The following is a 14,872-nucleotide window of genomic DNA, read 5'->3' on the forward strand; positions in this document are numbered from 1 at the left end:
CTCACCGGCACACCGCCAGCGCGTCCAACGCCACCGCTCCCTGGCCCCAGGGCAGTACCACCAGCGGGTTGATGTCGAGCTCGGCCAGGTCCTCGCCGAGTTCGAGGGCCATGCGCTGGACGCGCAGGACAACCTCGACGAGGGCGTCCAGGTCGGACGGCGGGCGGCCGCGGACGCCGTCCAGGAGGGCCCGGCCGCGCAGTTCGGCGAGCATGGCGCGGGCCTGGTCCTCGCCGAAGGGCGGGACGCGTAGGGCGACGTCGTGCAGGACCTCCACCAGGACGCCGCCGAGGCCGACCGTCACCGTCGGACCGAACAGGTCGTCGTGGGTCACGCCGACGACCATCTCCACGCCCCGCTCGACCATCTGGCACACCAGGACGCCGTCCAGGGACACGCCCTCGTAGCGGGCGATGTCGGTCAACTCGCGGTAGGCGTCGCGGACTTGGCTGGCCGAGGTGAGGCCGATCTTCACCAGGCCCAGCTCGGTCTTGTGGGCGATCTGCCCACCGGACGCCTTCATCACCACCGGGTAGCCGACCAGCGCCGCCGCCCGCACGGCCGCCGCCGCGCTCGTCACCAACTGCTCGCGCGGGACCCGGATGCCGTACGCCCGCAGGAGTTGCTTCGCCGCGTGTTCGCTGAGCTGCTCACCCGGCCGCATCAGCAGCCGGGCCTTGCGGAACGACGGGGACGGGGTGCGCGGGGCCTGGTCGAAGGGGGAGTGGTAGTCGCTCACGAAGCGGTGGTGGTCGAGGTGGGCGCGGACGGCCGTGATGCAGCCCGCGAGGGTACGGAAGGTCGCCACCCGGGAGGAGCCCAACAGCACGTCGCGGTAAGCGGGTTCGGTGCCCACCGGGGAGCCCCAGACCACGCACACCAGCTTGTCCGTCCGCTCCGCCGCGTCCACCAGGTCCTGGACCAGGCGATCGCTCAGGGGCGGGAAGGGACCGGTGATCGGGCAGATCAGAACGCCCACCGCCGGGTCGTCGAGGATCGCGTCGATGATCTTCCGGCCGCGCCAGTCGCCCACCGGGTGGCCGCCGTTGTCGACCGGGTTCGCCACGTTCAGGTACTCGGGGATCCACTGGTGCAGCTCGGCCTGCTTGGCGGGCGACAGCGGCGGCAGCTGCAGGCCCGCCGCCGTCGCCAGGTCGGCCGCGTGGGCGCCGGTGCCGCCCGAGATGGAGTAGACGACGACGCCGTCCGCCTGCGGGGGGCGGGCCCGGGCCAACAGGGCTGCGGTGTCCTGGAGTTCGTCCAGGCCGTCGACGCGGATCACGCCGTACTGCCGCATCGCCGCGTCGACGACGTCGTCCGCGCCGGTCAGCTTGCCGGTGTGGGAGGCGGCGGTGCGGGCGCCGGCCTCGGTGCGGCCCACCTTGACCGCGACGACCGGCACCCCGCGCCGGGCCGCCCGGTCGGCGGCGAGCAGAAAGGACCGGCCGTCCTTCAGGCCCTCCACGTAGCAGGCGATCGCGCCGACCTCCGGGAGCTCGGCGAAGTAGGAGAGGAAGTCGGCGGTCTCCAGGTCGGCCTCGTTGCCGGTCGGCGCCCAGTGGGAGAGGCGGATGCCGAGCTCCTGCAGGGCGAAGACAGGGCGGCCCTGGTGGCCGGACTGGGTGATGAGGGCGATCGACGGGCCGGTGAGGTCGTCCCGGAAGCGTTCGAAGGCGTTGAGGTTGGTGTTGGGCCCGAGCAGCCGTAGACCGGTACCGGACCGGCCGGACCGGGCGACCGCCGCCGCGAGGCGTTCCTGCGCGAGCGCGCCCTCCTCGCCCGTCTCGGCGAACCCGGACGCGAAGACGACCGCGAACTTCACCTTCGTCCCCGCGAGTTCCTCGATCACCGGCAGCGGGTCGGCGACCAGCAGCACCGCCAGGTCGACCTGCTCGGGCAGCTCGGCGACGGACGGGAAGCAGGGCAGTCCGAAGACGCTCTCGCGGGTGGGGTGCACGGGATGCAGCCGCGCCCCCACCCGCTCCGCCCAGTCCACCAGCTGCCGGGTGACACCGGTGTTCGGGCGTCCTTCGGTGTCCGAGGCGCCGACGACCGCGACCGACTCGGGCCGGAAGAACCGGTCCAGGTCGGGAACGGCCGCGTAGAGCGGGCGGCCGCTGACGTCGAGGTCGTCGGCGTCGGCCGGCCGGCCGTGGACGGCGGGCCCGGGCTGCTCGCCGCACGCGATGACCCGGGCCCGGCGGGAGTCGGTGGTGAGGGTGCCGTGGGTTGATCCAAGCATCGGTCCGCCCCGCTCCTGTGTGACTGCCAAGTAACTGACGTACTGTCAGATTACAGAACTGACGGAGTGTCAGGAATGGTCGTGCACACAGAAAGGAACGGACCTTCGGCCGTCGGCTACAGCGCCGCCAGCACCTCCTTCGCCACCCGCTCGCCCGACCGCACCGCTCCGTCCATGAAGCCCATCCAGTGCAGGGACGTCTCCGTCCCCGCCCAGTGGATCCCGCCGACGGGCGCCCGCAGCGCCGGACCGTACTGCGTCAGGACTCCGGGCGCGGCGATGGAGACGGGGCCGCCGCGGGTGTAGGCCTCGTTGTTCCAGCGTTGCAGCACGAAGGAGGTGGGGGAGGCCGCTTTCTCGCCGAAGTACCTGACGTAGTCCTTCAGGACGGCCGCCCTGACCTCCGCCTCGCTCGCCGCGTCGTACGCCCGCGCCTCGTCCGCCTCGATGAAGCCCATCAGCGCACCGTAGGAGGCGTCGGGCGGGGAGTTGTCGAAGGTGGAGCTGACCACGCCGGTGTCGCTGACGACCTGGCCGTTGAGGCCGTCGGCCCGCCAGAACGGGGTGTCGTAGATCGCGATCGCCTTGCCGACCGAGGCCATCGGCAGGCGCTGGGTGAGCTGGTCACGGGCGGCCGGCAGTAGCGGGTCGTACGTGATGCGGGCGGCCAGCGGCGGAGGTACGGCGACGACGACCCGCTTGGCGGTGACGGTGATGCCGTCGGCCGTCACCACGTACTTGCCACCGGACCGGGCGATGGTGCGTACCGGCGCCTTCAGCACCACCCGGTCGCCGAGCGTGGCGGCGAGCTTGATCGGCACCTGCTGGGAGCCGCCGACGAAGCGCTGTTCCTGGGCGCCGTTCGCGGTCTCGGTGAGGCGTTCCAGGGTTCCGGGGGTCGTCTCGTTGCCGGCGGCGGCGATGTAGAAGAGGACGAACAGGAGGGACAGTTCCCGGGGTTCGGCCGAGAAGATCGAGGTACAGGCCACGTCCAGGAGGAACTTCGCCGACGGGATGACGGCGTTGGCGCGCAGCCAGGACTCGAAGGTCTGCCGGTCCCACTCCTCGGCCTTGGCGGCGGTCCAGGGCGCGTCGACCGGCACCTGCTTGGCCATGTCGTCCAGCGAGGCCTGCACGATCGCGGCGTTGGCGAGCCCGGCCGCGTCGACGGGCGGAACCGAGCCGAGGAGACCGTCGGTGGCGTACGGGGTCTTCTTGCCGTCCTTGTAGAGCAGGTTCTTGCCGGTGTTGTAGGTGGGGAAGGTGGCCACGCCGAGGGAGTCGGCGAGCGCCTTGATGCGGTCCTGGGTGGGGCCGATGAACTCGCCGCCGCCCTCGGTGACCCCGCCGTTCGCGAGGGCGAGGTTCACGACCCGGCCGCCGACGCGGTCACGGGCCTCAAGGACGGTGACCGTCTTGCCGGCGGCGACCAGATCGCGGGCCGCGGTGAGGCCGGCGAGTCCGCCGCCGACGATCACGACGTCGACGTCCCGGGCGGCGGCCGCGGCGGCGGTGCCGGCGGCGGCGGTCGCGGTGAGGGTGGTGGCGCCGGCGGCCACGGCGGCGGTGCGGCCCAGCAGGGAGCGGCGGGAGAGGTGTCTTTCACTTGCCACGTGCGTCCTCCGGAAGAGAGGGGGGAGCCGGAAAGGTGAACAGGGCTCACATTCTGGTGCCGTGCGAGGGTGCACGACAACGCTCTCGTCACATCTGACGCACGCGTAACTAAGGGAAAAGCTAACGGAGTTGGCGGCGAACTGCCTTGGCGATCCTCTCCGCGTCGATCGCCAGCTCGCGGAGCGTGCCGCTGATGGGGGTGGTGAAGCCGGTGAAGTACAGGCCGTGAGCGTCCTTCGGGGTGCGGGCGCCGTGGGCCACGGGTCTCCCGCGGTCGTCGAGCACGCCGAGATGGCCGACCAGGTCCTCCAGGGCGCGGACGTATCCGGTGGCGGCGACGACGGCCTCCGGCGAGATCCGGGCGCCGTCGGCGAGCGCGATCTTGCCGCCGTCCTCGAAGCCCTCCACGGCGGCCACGATCTCCACCCTGCCCTTGCGGACGGCGTCGATCAGACCGACGTCCTGCACCGGGATGGCGCCGTCCTTGACGCGGGAGTAGAGGCCCGTGTCGGGGCGGGGCAGACCGTGCGCCGACAGGTCGGGCACGCTGAGCCTGGCCATCGGCCGCGCGAGCCGGTCGACGAGGCCGACCGGCAGCCGCCGTACCAGGACCGCCGTGTACTGCGCGGCCCACCCGGCCGTCGAACGCCGCACGATGTGCGGGACCGTGCGCACGGACAGCCGCACCCGGGCCGCGCCGCTCTCCACCAGGTCGACGGCGATCTCGGCGCCGGTGTTGCCGACGCCGACGACGAGGACGTCCCGGCCGGCGTACTCCTTGCCGCTGCGGTAGCCGGACGCGTGCGCGAGGTCACCGGTGAACGTCTCGCGGCCGGGCCAGTCCGGCAGGTGCGGGGTGTGGTTGTAGCCGGTCGCCACGACGACGGCCGAGCCGACGAGCTCGCGTCCGCCGGTGGCGCGCAGCAGCCAGCCGGCGCCGTCCGGGGTGCGCTCGACCCGGGTGACCTCGACGCCGGTGATGATCTCCAGCTCGTGGACCTCGGCGTACTTCTCCAGGTATCGCACCACGTCGTCGCGGGCCGCCCAACGGCCGAACCGGCGCGGCATCTTCAGCCCCGGCAGGGCGGAGAGACGGCGGGTGGTGTGCAGATGCAGCCGGTCGTAGTGACGCCGCCAGGACGCGCCGACCCCGTCGGCCTTCTCCACGACGACGGCGCGTATGCCCTGGGCACGCAGCGTATACGCGGTGGCGAGACCGCCGGGGCCGCCGCCGATGACGTAGACGGGGCGGTCGGCCGGGTTCGCGGTGGTGATCGTCCGGGGGGCCGGGCGGGGTGCGGAGTCTTCCATGAGCGCGAGCGTAATCACGCGCGCGGTTGATGGGTCTCGGTCAAGAGGGGAATTGGTTGCGGATCGATCACGTGTGGGGGAGGTGTGGGTGGGGCTTGTGACGTAGGCCACCTGGTTGTGCCCGAAGGGAAAAGCCTGACCTTGGGTTCGGGCGGGTTCGCACTCATGCGGTTGGGCTGGGTTCCCGGATCTCATTGTCTGACGTACCGTCAGATCTATGACGGCACAGCGCTACGACGTCCCCGAGGCCGACGTCTTCACCCGCACGTATTGGGACGCGGCGGCGGAAGGCCGGCTCCTGATCCGGCGCTGCGGAGCGTGCGGGCGGGCCCACCACTACCCCCGGGAGTTCTGCCCGCACTGCTGGAGCGAGGACGTGACCTGGGAGGACGCGAGCGGCCTGGCCACCCTCTACACCTGGTCCGTCGTCCACCGCAACGACCTGCCGCCCTTCGGACACCGGACGCCGTACGTCGCGGCGGTGGTCGACCTGGCGGAGGGGCCGCGGATGTCCACGGAGGTGGTGGAGGCCGGCCCCGGGGAGTTGCGGGCGGGGCTGGAGCTGGAGGTCGTGTTCCGGGAGGGCGTGCCGGTGTTCAGGCCAAGGGTCTGAGCGGGCGGGTGCGTCGGGCCCTCGGGCCTTCGGATGGTGACCGTTCGGTCGGGTGTTCAATGAACGGATGACCGGTATGCGTCAGCCGTACGCGGCTCCCCCGCCAGCCCCCGTACTCGACGGCCACGGCCACGGCCATGGCCTCCGTCTCCGGCTCTGGAACCCCGAGTCCGCCGCCGACGTGGACGCGTGGCTGCGCGGGCACCTCGACCCGGAGTTCATACGCTGGAACACGCCGCTGCGCACCGTCACGGACACCGACGGCGCGCTGGAGTCGCTGCGGGCGAAGGCGGCGGACGCGGCCGCGGGGACGAGCGTGAACTTCTGCGTGACGGACGACGAGGACGGAACGATCCTCGGATCGGTGTCCGTGAACATGATCGACCGGATCCAGAGCTCGGGCAACGTGGGGTACTGGATCCTTCCCGAGGCCCGCGGCAGGCAGGTGGCGACCCGCTGCCTCCTCCTCGCGGCCCGCTGGGCGTTCGACGAAGCGGGCCTGCACCGCCTGGAGTTGGGCCACGCGCTCGGCCACGACGCGTCGTGCCGGGTCGCCGAGCGGTGCGGTTTCCCGTACGAGGGGACGCTGCGCGGCGCGATGTGGGAGTCGGGCCGCAGGGACGCGCACCGTGACGCCCACCTGCACGGCCGCCTGGCGACGGACCCGGAGCCGGAGTTGGAGCTGAAGACGGCGAGGAACCCGGAGCCGGAGACGCCGTGAACGCGGCGTAATCCGGAGGCGGTCACCGGCGCCCGCGCGCGACGATGAGTCATGCGCCCCGACGACTGGCACCTCACCCACGACCTCGACGCGTTCCTCGACCGTGCCGGTGACTTCCTGCACTCCCGCCCCGCCCTGCACACGGTCCCGCTGACCGTGACCAACGGCCTGCGGCGCAGGGGCCTGCACGTGTACGGCGACGCGGATCCCCTCTTCGGCACGCTGGACTCGGGGGACGGCGGGATCCGCGCCGTGTTCTTCCGCACGCCCCCGCACCGGATCTACCCCACCTCCCTCACGGCGGAGGAGGCCGACGCCCTGGCCGCAAGGCTGGCTTCCCTCGGTCACCGCCTGCCCGGCGTCTCCGCCGACCGCGACACCGCGGCCGCCTTCGCGCAGGCGTGGCAGCGGCGGACAGGTGCCGAGCCACACTTGTACGAACGCCAACGCCTCCACCGCTTGGGTGAGTTGACGTCCCCGAAGCCGTCCCCTCCAGGCCGCGCGCGGGTCGCCACCGCGGCCGATCGCGCCCGACTGGTCCGCTGGTACGACGAGTTCATGGACCAGGTCGGCGCGGGCGCCGCCCAGGACAGCGGAGCCTGGGCCGACTCCCGGATCGCCTACGGCGGAATCACCTTCTGGGAGACGGCCGACGGCACCCCCGTCTCCATGGCCGGCGCGACCCCGAAGGTGGCCGGCCAGATCAGGGTGGCCCCCGTCTACACCCCGGCCGAGCTGCGCGGCCGGGGCTACGCGGGTGCGGCGACGGCCGAGGTGAGTCGCGCTGCGCTGGCCTCGGGTGCGGCGGAGGTCCTCCTCTTCACCGACCTGGCGAACCCGACGAGCAACGGCCTCTACCGGCGGATCGGCTACCGCCCGGTGGCGGACTTCGCGGTGTACGAGTTCGCGTGCTTGCCTTAGAGCAGGTGGTCCGCCTTGCCTGCCTTGATTTCCAGGATGAGGGCGCGGAGGGCGTCGGCGACGGCGATGTAGGCGTTGCTGGTGGGGTCGGTGCCTATGCGGAAGCAGTTGTTGCCTTCGCCGCAGAAGGGAATCGTCTCCGACGGACACAACACGGTGGTGTTCGAGGAACGCGCCGCCTGACCCGTCACGGCCAGAGCAGTTGCCTGGCCCATCCTCCTGTTGTCTCCCGCCGGTACGTCAGCCGTACGTGCCGTCGCCGCGCGTCGCCCTGGAAGAACTCCACCGTGTCCGGGTGCAGGCGGTACAGGGTCCAGGTGGGGGACTCCGCCTTCGGCTCCCGGGATGCCCGGTTCCAGGCCTCCTCCGATGCCGCCGCCAACTCCTCCAGGGAGTCCAGCACGTCGCTCTGGCGGCCGGTCAGCGCAGCGGCCAGCGCGCCCGTCGAGCGGACGTGCAGGTCGCTCTGCGCCTCCTCGGTCGGAGCCACGGCGACCGGCCCCCGGAGGCGGATCTGGCGTCCGTGCACCGGCCAGTAGAAGGTGAGCGCGGCGTAGGGGCGGGCGGCGAGGTGGCGGCCCTTGCGGCTGGTCGCGTGGGTCGCGAAGGCCCAGCCGTCCCCGTCGGCGCCGTGCAGCATCACGATGCGGGCGTCGGGCAGGCCCTCCTCGTCGGACGTCGACAGCGTCATCGTGTGCGGCTCGCTCTGACCGGCCGCCACCGCGTCCGCGAACCACTCCGTGAAGAGGGGGAGGGGGTCCGCGGGGGCGGTCGTCGGGTCGAAGGGCGGCAGGGTCGTCGTCTCCGGGTCCCAGACCCGCAGCGACCTGAGCAGCTCATGAAGATCGGTGGCCATGTACCGAGTATCAGGTCAGTGCCGGGCGAACTGGACCCGCGTCGCCTGCACCGTCTCCGGCCGGACGGCGATCCCCTCGACCGTCAGTTGTTCGCCGTAGATGTCGGTGAGCCTGATCGTTCCGCCGCATCCGCGGCCCTGCTCGGAGAGGAAGTAGTTGTACCCGGTGCGGGCCAGCGCGAGCCAGGAGCCGTTCGCGCGGACCTCGAGGCGGGCCAGCGGGTTGCGGTGCCCGATCGCCTGGATGCCGCACCAGTACTGGGTGGAGCCGGTCTTGTAGCGAATCGAGATCGTGTCGGACGTGGCCGGGCTCAGCAGGCTCCAGGTGACCGGGATCCGGCCCGCCGAGAGCGGAGCGAGCTTGGCGAACGCCTGTTGGCTCAGGTCGAGTTGTCCCGGCTGGCAGGGCGCCGGGCACTCGTTGGTGATCCGCACCGTGATGGACGCGCCGCCCCCTGCACGGACCAGGACATACGCGCCGCACGCCTTCGACGTCTCGTAGTCCGCCGTGTTCATCGCCGCGGTCATGACGTCCGAGGTCGGGCCGTAGGAGCAGGCGCCGTCGCCGTTGCCGATGTCGTAGGCGGTGGCGATGCCCTGGTAGCTGGTGCCGGGCTGGATCCGGCCGGCCCGCGGGGCCGAGCCGGACGCCGTCCGGGCGGCGGCCGCGGCAGGCGCGGCCGGCTTGGCCGCGGGCCGCGTGGACTTGGACGGGGTGGCCGACGGCGACGTCATCCCGCCGGCCGTCGGGCTCGCCGTCGCAGACGCCGTCGAAGGCTTCGGTGACGCGGATGTCGCCGTATCCGCCGCCCTCGGCGACCCGCTCGCCTGGGCGCCGGCCACCGGCTTGACCGTGCCCGCCCCGCCGTCGCCTCCGCCGTCGGGGCGGAAGGCCACGACCAGTGACACGACGAGCGCTACGGCCGCCACGGCGACCACGGCCACCATGGGGACACGGCCCGTGCGCCGCTCTGGGCGGCGCTCTGGGCGGCGGGGTCGGCGGTGCGAGGAGGATGCCACGGATGAATCCTTACGCGGTTCGGCGGAGCAAGTCCGGCAGTTGAGGCTTCCGAGGGCCGGAAGCCGCCTACTCCTCAGTGGCCGCCGGGTCCGAAAAGGTTGCCGCCGCAGTCGGACCTCGATGCTCTCTCAGCCCGCGTGAAGGATCCGGAAGCGATCGGGTTCCGCCGGATCCCGGTCCACGACTTGGATCGGCGTCGACGCCCACTGCCACACGCTGATGCCCGGCCTGCGGGAGAACCGGATCCGCCCCCGGGTGCCGTCGACGGTGACGCGCGGCCAGGATTCGGCGATGCGCGCCCGGTCCGCGCCGTGGGAACGCAGCGCATCGGCGAGGACGGCGACCGTGTCGTAGCCCTCGAAGGCGACGAAGGAGGGCGCTTCGGCCAGCCGCTCGCGCAGGGCCGTCTCGACCCGTGCACCGAGGGGGGTGAGCCGCTCGGGCAGATAGCGCAGGAACGGGACCCCGGCCCCGTCGTCGCCCAGCGACGCCGCCCATTCGGCGAACTCCGGCTGCCCGGCCGGAGCGCCGATCATGACCTCGGCGAGACGCCGGTCGCCGCGGACGGACCGGACGATCGGCACCGCGGGCTCAGGTTGGCCGACCAGCAGAAGGAGGGCTGTCGCGCGGTGGCCGACGAGTTCGTCGCACATGGCCGCCGGAGTGAGCGCGTCCATGTCGAGCACGCTGATGGTGCCGCCGCGTGCAGCGACGTAGTCCTGCAGAATGCGGGTCCCGGCTGCCCAGTAGACGCTCGACTGGGCTGCTACGGCGATACGGCGGTGGCCCGCGCCGAGGAGGAAGTCCGCGTAGACCTGCCAGCCGCGGGACTGCGGCGGGGAGAGGCGCGCGACCCATCGCGTCGGCTGTTCGGTGAGCGCGTCGAGAACCGCCGACGAGCAGAGGAACGGCAGACCGAGAGCGTCGGCCCTGCCGGCAGCGGCACGGGCGACGACGCTGTGGTACTCGCCCACCAACGCGGCCACGCCCAGACCGGCCAGTTCCTCCACGGCCGCCTCGGCCCTCCGCGGATCAGCCGCGGTGTCCCGGACCACCAGCTCAAGCGGTCTTCCGCCGATCCCCCCGGCGTCGTTGACTTCACGAACGCCCAGCTCGAGCCCGGCGAGCAGATGCCGTCCCGCCTCAACCCAACCGGGCCGAGCCAGCGGAGCGAGAGCGCCAAGCCGGTACGCGTTCATCCCATCCCATCCCATCCCGCCGTCGCGGGCGCCCATGCATGATCACGTCGGCCATTGCACCCACCACCACGACCGACAGACAACCGATTATCGTCCGGCCGCCACCCCGGGTGACCGTTCATGCTTCGTCGTTCATGCTTCGTCGTTCAGGCTTTGTCCTTGTGGGTGAGGTGGCCGTCGGTGAGGTGCCAGTGGTGTTGGTGGGGGGTCAGGCGCCAGGTTTCGTCGGCGGTGGTCGTTTGCTCGATCCAGGTCAGTAGCTGGGGGAGGGCCTTGGCGCGGAGAAGGGCGCGGGTGGCGGCCCGTTCGGCGGCGGCGACCGGGTGGACGTCTATGCGCACGCCGACCGTGTCCGGGTGGACGCCCCGGCCGTAGTTGCGGGGGTGTGGAGCGGCCCATGCGGCGCCCAGGACGATGGTGCCGCTGTCGTGCCCGGTGAGGAACTCCAGGTCCGTGACGTGGGCCATGGCGGTGCCGAGGAACTCGGTGATGTCGGTGGCGGTCAGGGGCCAGGCGCGGTCCCTGGGCAGTCTTCGGTTGCGTGCGGACATGGGAGAAGAGTGACAGGAGAGTCTCCTCTTCGGGTTCCGGTTCAGTCCCGGCCCAATACCACCGTCCCCGAGGAGCAGAACCAGCCGCCGGTTCCGGAGGCCACTCCGAGGCGGGGCAGGCCGCCGTCGCGGCCCCGCACCTGACGTTGCCCGGCCTCGCCCCGCAGCTGCCGTACCGCCTCCACCAGCAGGAACAGGCCGCGCATTCCCGGGTGTTGGGCCGACAGGCCGCCGCCGTCCGTGTTCACCGGCAGCTCTCCGACGGTGAGCAGCCGGCCCTTCTCCACGAACGCGCCGCCCTCGCCCTTCGCGCAGAAGCCCAGGTCCTCCAGGGTCACCAGCGTCATGTACGTGAACGCGTCGTAGATCTCGGCGAAGTCCATCTCCTGCGGGCCCACCCCCGCCCGCTCGAACGCCAGCCGGCCGCTCACCGCAGCCGGCGAGACCGTGAAGTCGTCCCACTCGGACATCGAGGCGTGCGAGACGTGCTCGCCCGTCCCGAGGATCCACACCGGGGCCGTACGACAGTCGCGTACGTACTCCTCGGCGGCCAGCAGCAGCGCCGCGCCGCCGTCGGAGCGCAGGCAGCAGTGGAGCTTCGTGAACGGGTCGGCGATCATCGGACCCGCCAGGACGTCGTCGACGGTGATCGGGTCGCGGAACATCGCCTCGGGGTTCAGGGCCGCGTTCGCCCTCGCCTGGACCGCGACCTCCGCCAACTGCTCGATCGTCGTGCCGTATTGGAGCATGTGGCGGCGGGCGGCCATCGCGTACTTGGCGATGAGCGTGTGGCCGTACGGGACCTCGAACTGGAGCGGGCCGCGTCCGCCGAACGCGAAGGTGCCGGTGCGGCGGCCCGCCCTGATGTCCGCGCGGGGCGTCGAGCCGTAGGCCAGGAGCACCGCGTCGGCGTGGCCCGCGGTGATCGCGTCGGCCGCGTGGGCCGTCATGACCTCCCAGGTCGCGCCGCCCACCGAGGTGGAGTCGACCCAGGTGGGGCGCAGGCCCAGGTAGTCGGCCAGCTCGACGGGGGCGAGCGTGCCGAGGCCCGCGGAGGCGAAGCCGTCCACCCGCGAACGCTCCAGTCCCGCGTCCGCGAGCGCGCGGCGGGCCGCCTGGGCGTGCAGGGCGTACGGGGTCGCCTCGTCCACCCGCCCGCAGTCGGAGAGCGCCGCGCCCACCACCGCCACCTTCCGGCTTCCCGCGGCCATGAGGGGCCACCTCCCTCTTCCCTCTGTTTCCCTCTGTGCATCTCGTTCCCGGACTCCTAATATGACGGACCGTCAGATGTGGAGGGAAGTGCCATGGACCCCAACTTCACCGCCGAGCAGGGCGAGATCCGGCGCACACTGCGCGAACTCCTCCACAAACGCTCCGGCCCGCACGACCTGCGGGCGGCCCTCGATACCCCCGACGGCCACGATCCCGCCCTCTGGGCCGCCCTCGCCGAACAACTCGGCCTGCCCGGACTCGCCCTCCCGGAGCCTTACGGCGGTGTCGGCTGCCCCCGCACCGACCTCGTGCTCGCCGCCGAGGAGACCGGCCGGGCCCTCGCACCCTCCCCGCTGCTGGCGACCTCCGTCCTCGCCGCGCCCCTGATCCTCGCCCTCGGCACCGACGCCCAGCGCACCGGCCTGCTGCCCCGGATCTCCGACGGCACCCTGACCGCCGCCCTCGCCGTCCCGGCCCCCGCCCTCGCGACCGCCCTCGCCCTGACCGGGCCGGGCGGCGGCGACTGGTCCGGCGGCGGGCGGGCGGGGGGCGTCCAGGCCCGCCGCACGCAGGAGGGCTGGCGGCTGTACGGGGAGGCGGCGCAGGTGCTCGACGGGCACAGCGCCGGGCTGCTGGTCGTCGCCGCCCACACCGGGGGGTTCGCACGATCGCGCACCCTGCTGTTCCTGGTGACGGGGGACGCCTCCGGGCTCGTACGGACCCGGCAGACGGCACTTGACCCGACCCGCCCGCAAGGGCGCGTCCAACTCCGGGAGGTTGAAGCGGAGTTGCTCGGCGAGGAGGAGGTGGCGGATGTTCCGGCGGCGTTGTCCCGCGCCGGTGACTTCGCTGCCGCCTTCGTCGCCTGCGAGGCCGTCGGGGCCGCCGACCGGGCGCTGGAACGGACCGTCGAGTACCTCAAGCAGCGGGAGCAGTTCGGGCGGGCGATCGGGTCCTTCCAGGCGGTGCAGCATCGGCTGGCCGATGTGTACGTCCAGGTCCAGGCGGCCCGGTCCGCCGCCTATTACGCCGCCTGGGCAACAGGCCAGGACGGCCAGGACGGTCAGGACGGTCATGCTGAGCGGGTCGGGGGGCTTGCCCTCGCCCAGGCGCTGGACGCGTTGAGTCGTGCCGCCGCCGAGGGCATCCAGTTGCACGGCGGCATCGGGTTCACCTGGGAGCACGAGGCGCACCTGTACTTCAAACGGGCCGCCGGCGACGAGCTGCTGTTCGGGCCCGTGCACCGGCTCCGTGCCCATGCCGCCGGGCAGGCCCGGCTCTTCGAGCGGGCGGAGGTGTCGGTGTGATCGGCGTCCGACTGGTGCAGAAGGTCTCCTCGACGCGGGCGTTCGCGAAGGTCGCCCCGCATGTCGTCCCCGCCCTCGACCGGGCCGTCCACCGCCTGACCCGGGGGAAGGTGCTGCTCAGCGCCCAACTGCTGCCGGGGGTGATCCTTACCTCAACTGGGGCGAGGAGCGGGCAGCCGCGCCGGACGCCGCTGGCCTGCATGCCCGAGGAGGGCGGCGGGAGCTGGGTGCTGATCGGCTCCAACTTCGGCCGCACCGGGCATCCCGCGTGGACCGCCAACCTCCTCGCCCACCCCGACGCCGAGATCAACTGGAAGGGCGCGGACCTTCCGGTGACGGCCGTGCTGCTGACGGGAGAGGAACGGGCCGCCGCCTGGAAGGAACTGCTGGCGTTCTGGCCGCCGTACGCGACGTACCAGGCGCGCGTGGAGCGGGAGATCCGGCTGTTCCGGATCATCCCCAGAAGCAGCTAGCGGGTGTCGTCGGCAGCCCGGCCACGGGTGTCGTCGGCAACGCGGCAGGCGGCAGCTCACCGGTGTGAACTGCCGCCTGGCAGACAGGACTTGACGTGTAAAAAGAGTGAGGGGCGGGCTACTTCGTCGGCTTCTTGCCGGTGATGCCCAGGTGCACCAACAGCGCCAGGTTCGGCTTGAGTTCAGCCTGCTTGACACCCCACGTCGTGAAGCCCTTCTGGTGCGAGGCGACCGCCGCGAGCATCGCGACGAGCGCACCGGCGACAGCGGCCGGGTTCACGTCCTTGTCGACCCTGCCCTTGGACTGCAGCTCGGCGACCGCGTCCGACAAGGAGTTGTTCACCGAGTTGAGGATCTTCATGCGGAGTTTGTAGAAGCGCTTGTCGCCCTCCGCCGCGCCGAGATCGACGACTCTGAGAATCGCGTCGTTCTTCCGCCAGAACTCCAGGAAGCCGTCCACGAGCTCCTGTGCCGTCTGCCAGCCGGCCTTGCCGACCCACGACCGGCCGGCGACCAGCTCGGTCAACTCGGCTCCCTCGGCGGCCATTTGCTCGGCGATCTCCAGGACGGCGCCCTCGACGTCGGGGAAGTACTGGTAGAACGTCGCGGGCGAAGTACCGGCCTTCCGGGCGACATCGATGACCTTGACGTCCCGGTAGGGAGAGGAGCTGAGCATCTCGCTGAGGCAGTCGAGCAGCTTCTGCCGCGTCGCCTGCCCGCGCCGACCGGCCACGCGGCCGTCGACGGTACGCACTTGTCCTGTCATGCCGTCAGCTTACCGAGGGGTGATCGGAGCGCTATTCGGCCGACTGCAAATGGGGTGCGTGGGGG

15 protein-coding genes are annotated in these 14,872 nt (G+C 72.1%); 5 read left to right on the plus strand and 10 right to left on the minus strand.

Annotation, left to right across the window (positions count from 1 at the left end):
• Position 1: 1 nt before the first annotated feature.
• The 3 genes from B5557_RS25235 to B5557_RS25245 all read right to left on the minus strand — a co-directional run bounded on the left by B5557_RS25235 (position 2) and on the right by B5557_RS25245 (position 5,167).
• Positions 2-2,242 (minus strand): acetate--CoA ligase family protein, encoded by a 2,241-nt coding sequence (locus B5557_RS25235; RefSeq protein ID WP_079661595.1) that lies wholly within the window; start codon positions 2,240-2,242, stop codon positions 2-4.
• 116 nt (positions 2,243-2,358) lie between these two features.
• The gene (locus B5557_RS25240; RefSeq protein WP_079661596.1) at positions 2,359-3,855 is read right to left on the minus strand and encodes a flavin monoamine oxidase family protein; all 1,497 of its coding nucleotides are present in this window, start codon (positions 3,853-3,855) and stop codon (positions 2,359-2,361) included.
• A 121-nt stretch (positions 3,856-3,976) separates the two neighbouring features.
• Positions 3,977-5,167 carry a flavin-containing monooxygenase gene (locus tag B5557_RS25245; RefSeq protein WP_079661597.1) on the minus strand — a complete coding sequence of 397 codons (1,191 nt, stop codon included), beginning with the start codon at positions 5,165-5,167 and terminating at the stop codon, positions 3,977-3,979.
• Positions 5,168-5,384: 217 nt separating this feature from the next.
• On the opposite strand from B5557_RS25245, the gene B5557_RS25250 reads away from it, so the two are divergent.
• The 3 genes from B5557_RS25250 to B5557_RS25260 all read left to right on the plus strand — a co-directional run bounded on the left by B5557_RS25250 (position 5,385) and on the right by B5557_RS25260 (position 7,422).
• The gene (locus tag B5557_RS25250) at positions 5,385-5,780 is read left to right on the plus strand and encodes a Zn-ribbon domain-containing OB-fold protein (protein WP_079661598.1); all 396 of its coding nucleotides are present in this window, start codon (positions 5,385-5,387) and stop codon (positions 5,778-5,780) included.
• Between the two features lie 67 nt (positions 5,781-5,847).
• Positions 5,848-6,501: a GNAT family N-acetyltransferase gene (locus tag B5557_RS25255; RefSeq protein ID WP_079661599.1), complete on the plus strand. Its 654-nt coding sequence runs from the start codon at positions 5,848-5,850 to the stop codon at positions 6,499-6,501.
• A 51-nt stretch (positions 6,502-6,552) separates the two neighbouring features.
• On the plus strand, positions 6,553-7,422 hold the full coding sequence (locus B5557_RS25260) for a GNAT family N-acetyltransferase (protein WP_079661600.1): 870 nt from the start codon (positions 6,553-6,555) through the stop codon (positions 7,420-7,422).
• On the opposite strand, the gene B5557_RS25265 is transcribed toward B5557_RS25260, so the two are convergent.
• The 6 genes from B5557_RS25265 to B5557_RS25290 all read right to left on the minus strand — a co-directional run bounded on the left by B5557_RS25265 (position 7,419) and on the right by B5557_RS25290 (position 12,260).
• Positions 7,419-7,637: a hypothetical protein gene (locus B5557_RS25265; protein WP_143688227.1), complete on the minus strand. Its 219-nt coding sequence runs from the start codon at positions 7,635-7,637 to the stop codon at positions 7,419-7,421. The genes B5557_RS25260 and B5557_RS25265 overlap by 4 nt on opposite strands.
• On the minus strand, positions 7,610-8,278 hold the full coding sequence (locus B5557_RS25270; RefSeq protein WP_079661602.1) for a pyridoxine/pyridoxamine 5'-phosphate oxidase: 669 nt from the start codon (positions 8,276-8,278) through the stop codon (positions 7,610-7,612). The genes B5557_RS25265 and B5557_RS25270 overlap by 28 nt, the downstream gene beginning before the upstream one ends.
• A gap of 15 nt (positions 8,279-8,293) precedes the next feature.
• Positions 8,294-9,298, minus strand: coding sequence for an expansin EXLX1 family cellulose-binding protein (locus tag B5557_RS25275; protein ID WP_079661603.1), 1,005 nt, complete (start codon positions 9,296-9,298; stop codon positions 8,294-8,296).
• A 129-nt stretch (positions 9,299-9,427) separates the two neighbouring features.
• Positions 9,428-10,498: an ABC transporter substrate-binding protein gene (locus tag B5557_RS25280; RefSeq protein ID WP_231976027.1), complete on the minus strand. Its 1,071-nt coding sequence runs from the start codon at positions 10,496-10,498 to the stop codon at positions 9,428-9,430.
• A 146-nt stretch (positions 10,499-10,644) separates the two neighbouring features.
• Positions 10,645-11,049: a hypothetical protein gene (locus B5557_RS25285; RefSeq protein ID WP_079661605.1), complete on the minus strand. Its 405-nt coding sequence runs from the start codon at positions 11,047-11,049 to the stop codon at positions 10,645-10,647.
• 41 nt (positions 11,050-11,090) lie between these two features.
• Complete coding sequence (locus tag B5557_RS25290; protein ID WP_079661606.1) at positions 11,091-12,260, minus strand: thiolase C-terminal domain-containing protein; 1,170 nt, start codon at positions 12,258-12,260, stop codon at positions 11,091-11,093.
• A gap of 93 nt (positions 12,261-12,353) precedes the next feature.
• Here B5557_RS25290 and B5557_RS25295 point away from each other — a divergent pair, with 93 nt between their 5' ends.
• Together B5557_RS25295 and B5557_RS25300 are read left to right on the plus strand one after the other, a co-directional pair.
• Positions 12,354-13,568, plus strand: a complete 1,215-nt coding sequence (locus tag B5557_RS25295) for an acyl-CoA dehydrogenase family protein (RefSeq protein ID WP_079661607.1) — start codon at positions 12,354-12,356, stop codon at positions 13,566-13,568.
• Positions 13,565-14,041 carry a nitroreductase family deazaflavin-dependent oxidoreductase gene (locus B5557_RS25300; RefSeq protein WP_079661608.1) on the plus strand — a complete coding sequence of 159 codons (477 nt, stop codon included), beginning with the start codon at positions 13,565-13,567 and terminating at the stop codon, positions 14,039-14,041. Before B5557_RS25295 ends, B5557_RS25300 begins: the two co-directional genes overlap by 4 nt.
• Positions 14,042-14,159: 118 nt before the next feature.
• On the opposite strand, the gene B5557_RS25305 is transcribed toward B5557_RS25300, so the two are convergent.
• A complete protein-coding gene (locus B5557_RS25305) occupies positions 14,160-14,795 on the minus strand; it encodes a TetR family transcriptional regulator (RefSeq protein ID WP_079661609.1) in 636 nt (211 codons plus the stop codon).
• Between the last annotated feature and the right edge of the window lie 77 nt (positions 14,796-14,872).

Source organism: Streptomyces sp. 3214.6 (assembly GCF_900129855.1).
GTDB classification, from domain to species: domain Bacteria; phylum Actinomycetota; class Actinomycetes; order Streptomycetales; family Streptomycetaceae; genus Streptomyces; species Streptomyces soliscabiei.

Coding starts and splice junctions, on each gene's coding strand:
- B5557_RS25255 (WP_079661599.1), top strand. CDS start 5,848: ATGACCGGTATGCGTCAGCCGTACGCGGCTCCCCCGCCAGCCCCCGTA.
- B5557_RS25280 (WP_231976027.1), bottom strand. CDS start 10,498: ATGAACGCGTACCGGCTTGGCGCTCTCGCTCCGCTGGCTCGGCCCGGT.
- B5557_RS25245 (WP_079661597.1), bottom strand. CDS start 5,167: ATGGAAGACTCCGCACCCCGCCCGGCCCCCCGGACGATCACCACCGCG.
- B5557_RS25295 (WP_079661607.1), top strand. CDS start 12,354: ATGGACCCCAACTTCACCGCCGAGCAGGGCGAGATCCGGCGCACACTG.
- B5557_RS25250 (WP_079661598.1), top strand. CDS start 5,385: ATGACGGCACAGCGCTACGACGTCCCCGAGGCCGACGTCTTCACCCGC.
- B5557_RS25260 (WP_079661600.1), top strand. CDS start 6,553: ATGCGCCCCGACGACTGGCACCTCACCCACGACCTCGACGCGTTCCTC.
- B5557_RS25285 (WP_079661605.1), bottom strand. CDS start 11,049: ATGTCCGCACGCAACCGAAGACTGCCCAGGGACCGCGCCTGGCCCCTG.
- B5557_RS25290 (WP_079661606.1), bottom strand. CDS start 12,260: ATGGCCGCGGGAAGCCGGAAGGTGGCGGTGGTGGGCGCGGCGCTCTCC.
- B5557_RS25235 (WP_079661595.1), bottom strand. CDS start 2,242: ATGCTTGGATCAACCCACGGCACCCTCACCACCGACTCCCGCCGGGCC.
- B5557_RS25265 (WP_143688227.1), bottom strand. CDS start 7,637: ATGGGCCAGGCAACTGCTCTGGCCGTGACGGGTCAGGCGGCGCGTTCC.
- B5557_RS25270 (WP_079661602.1), bottom strand. CDS start 8,278: ATGGCCACCGATCTTCATGAGCTGCTCAGGTCGCTGCGGGTCTGGGAC.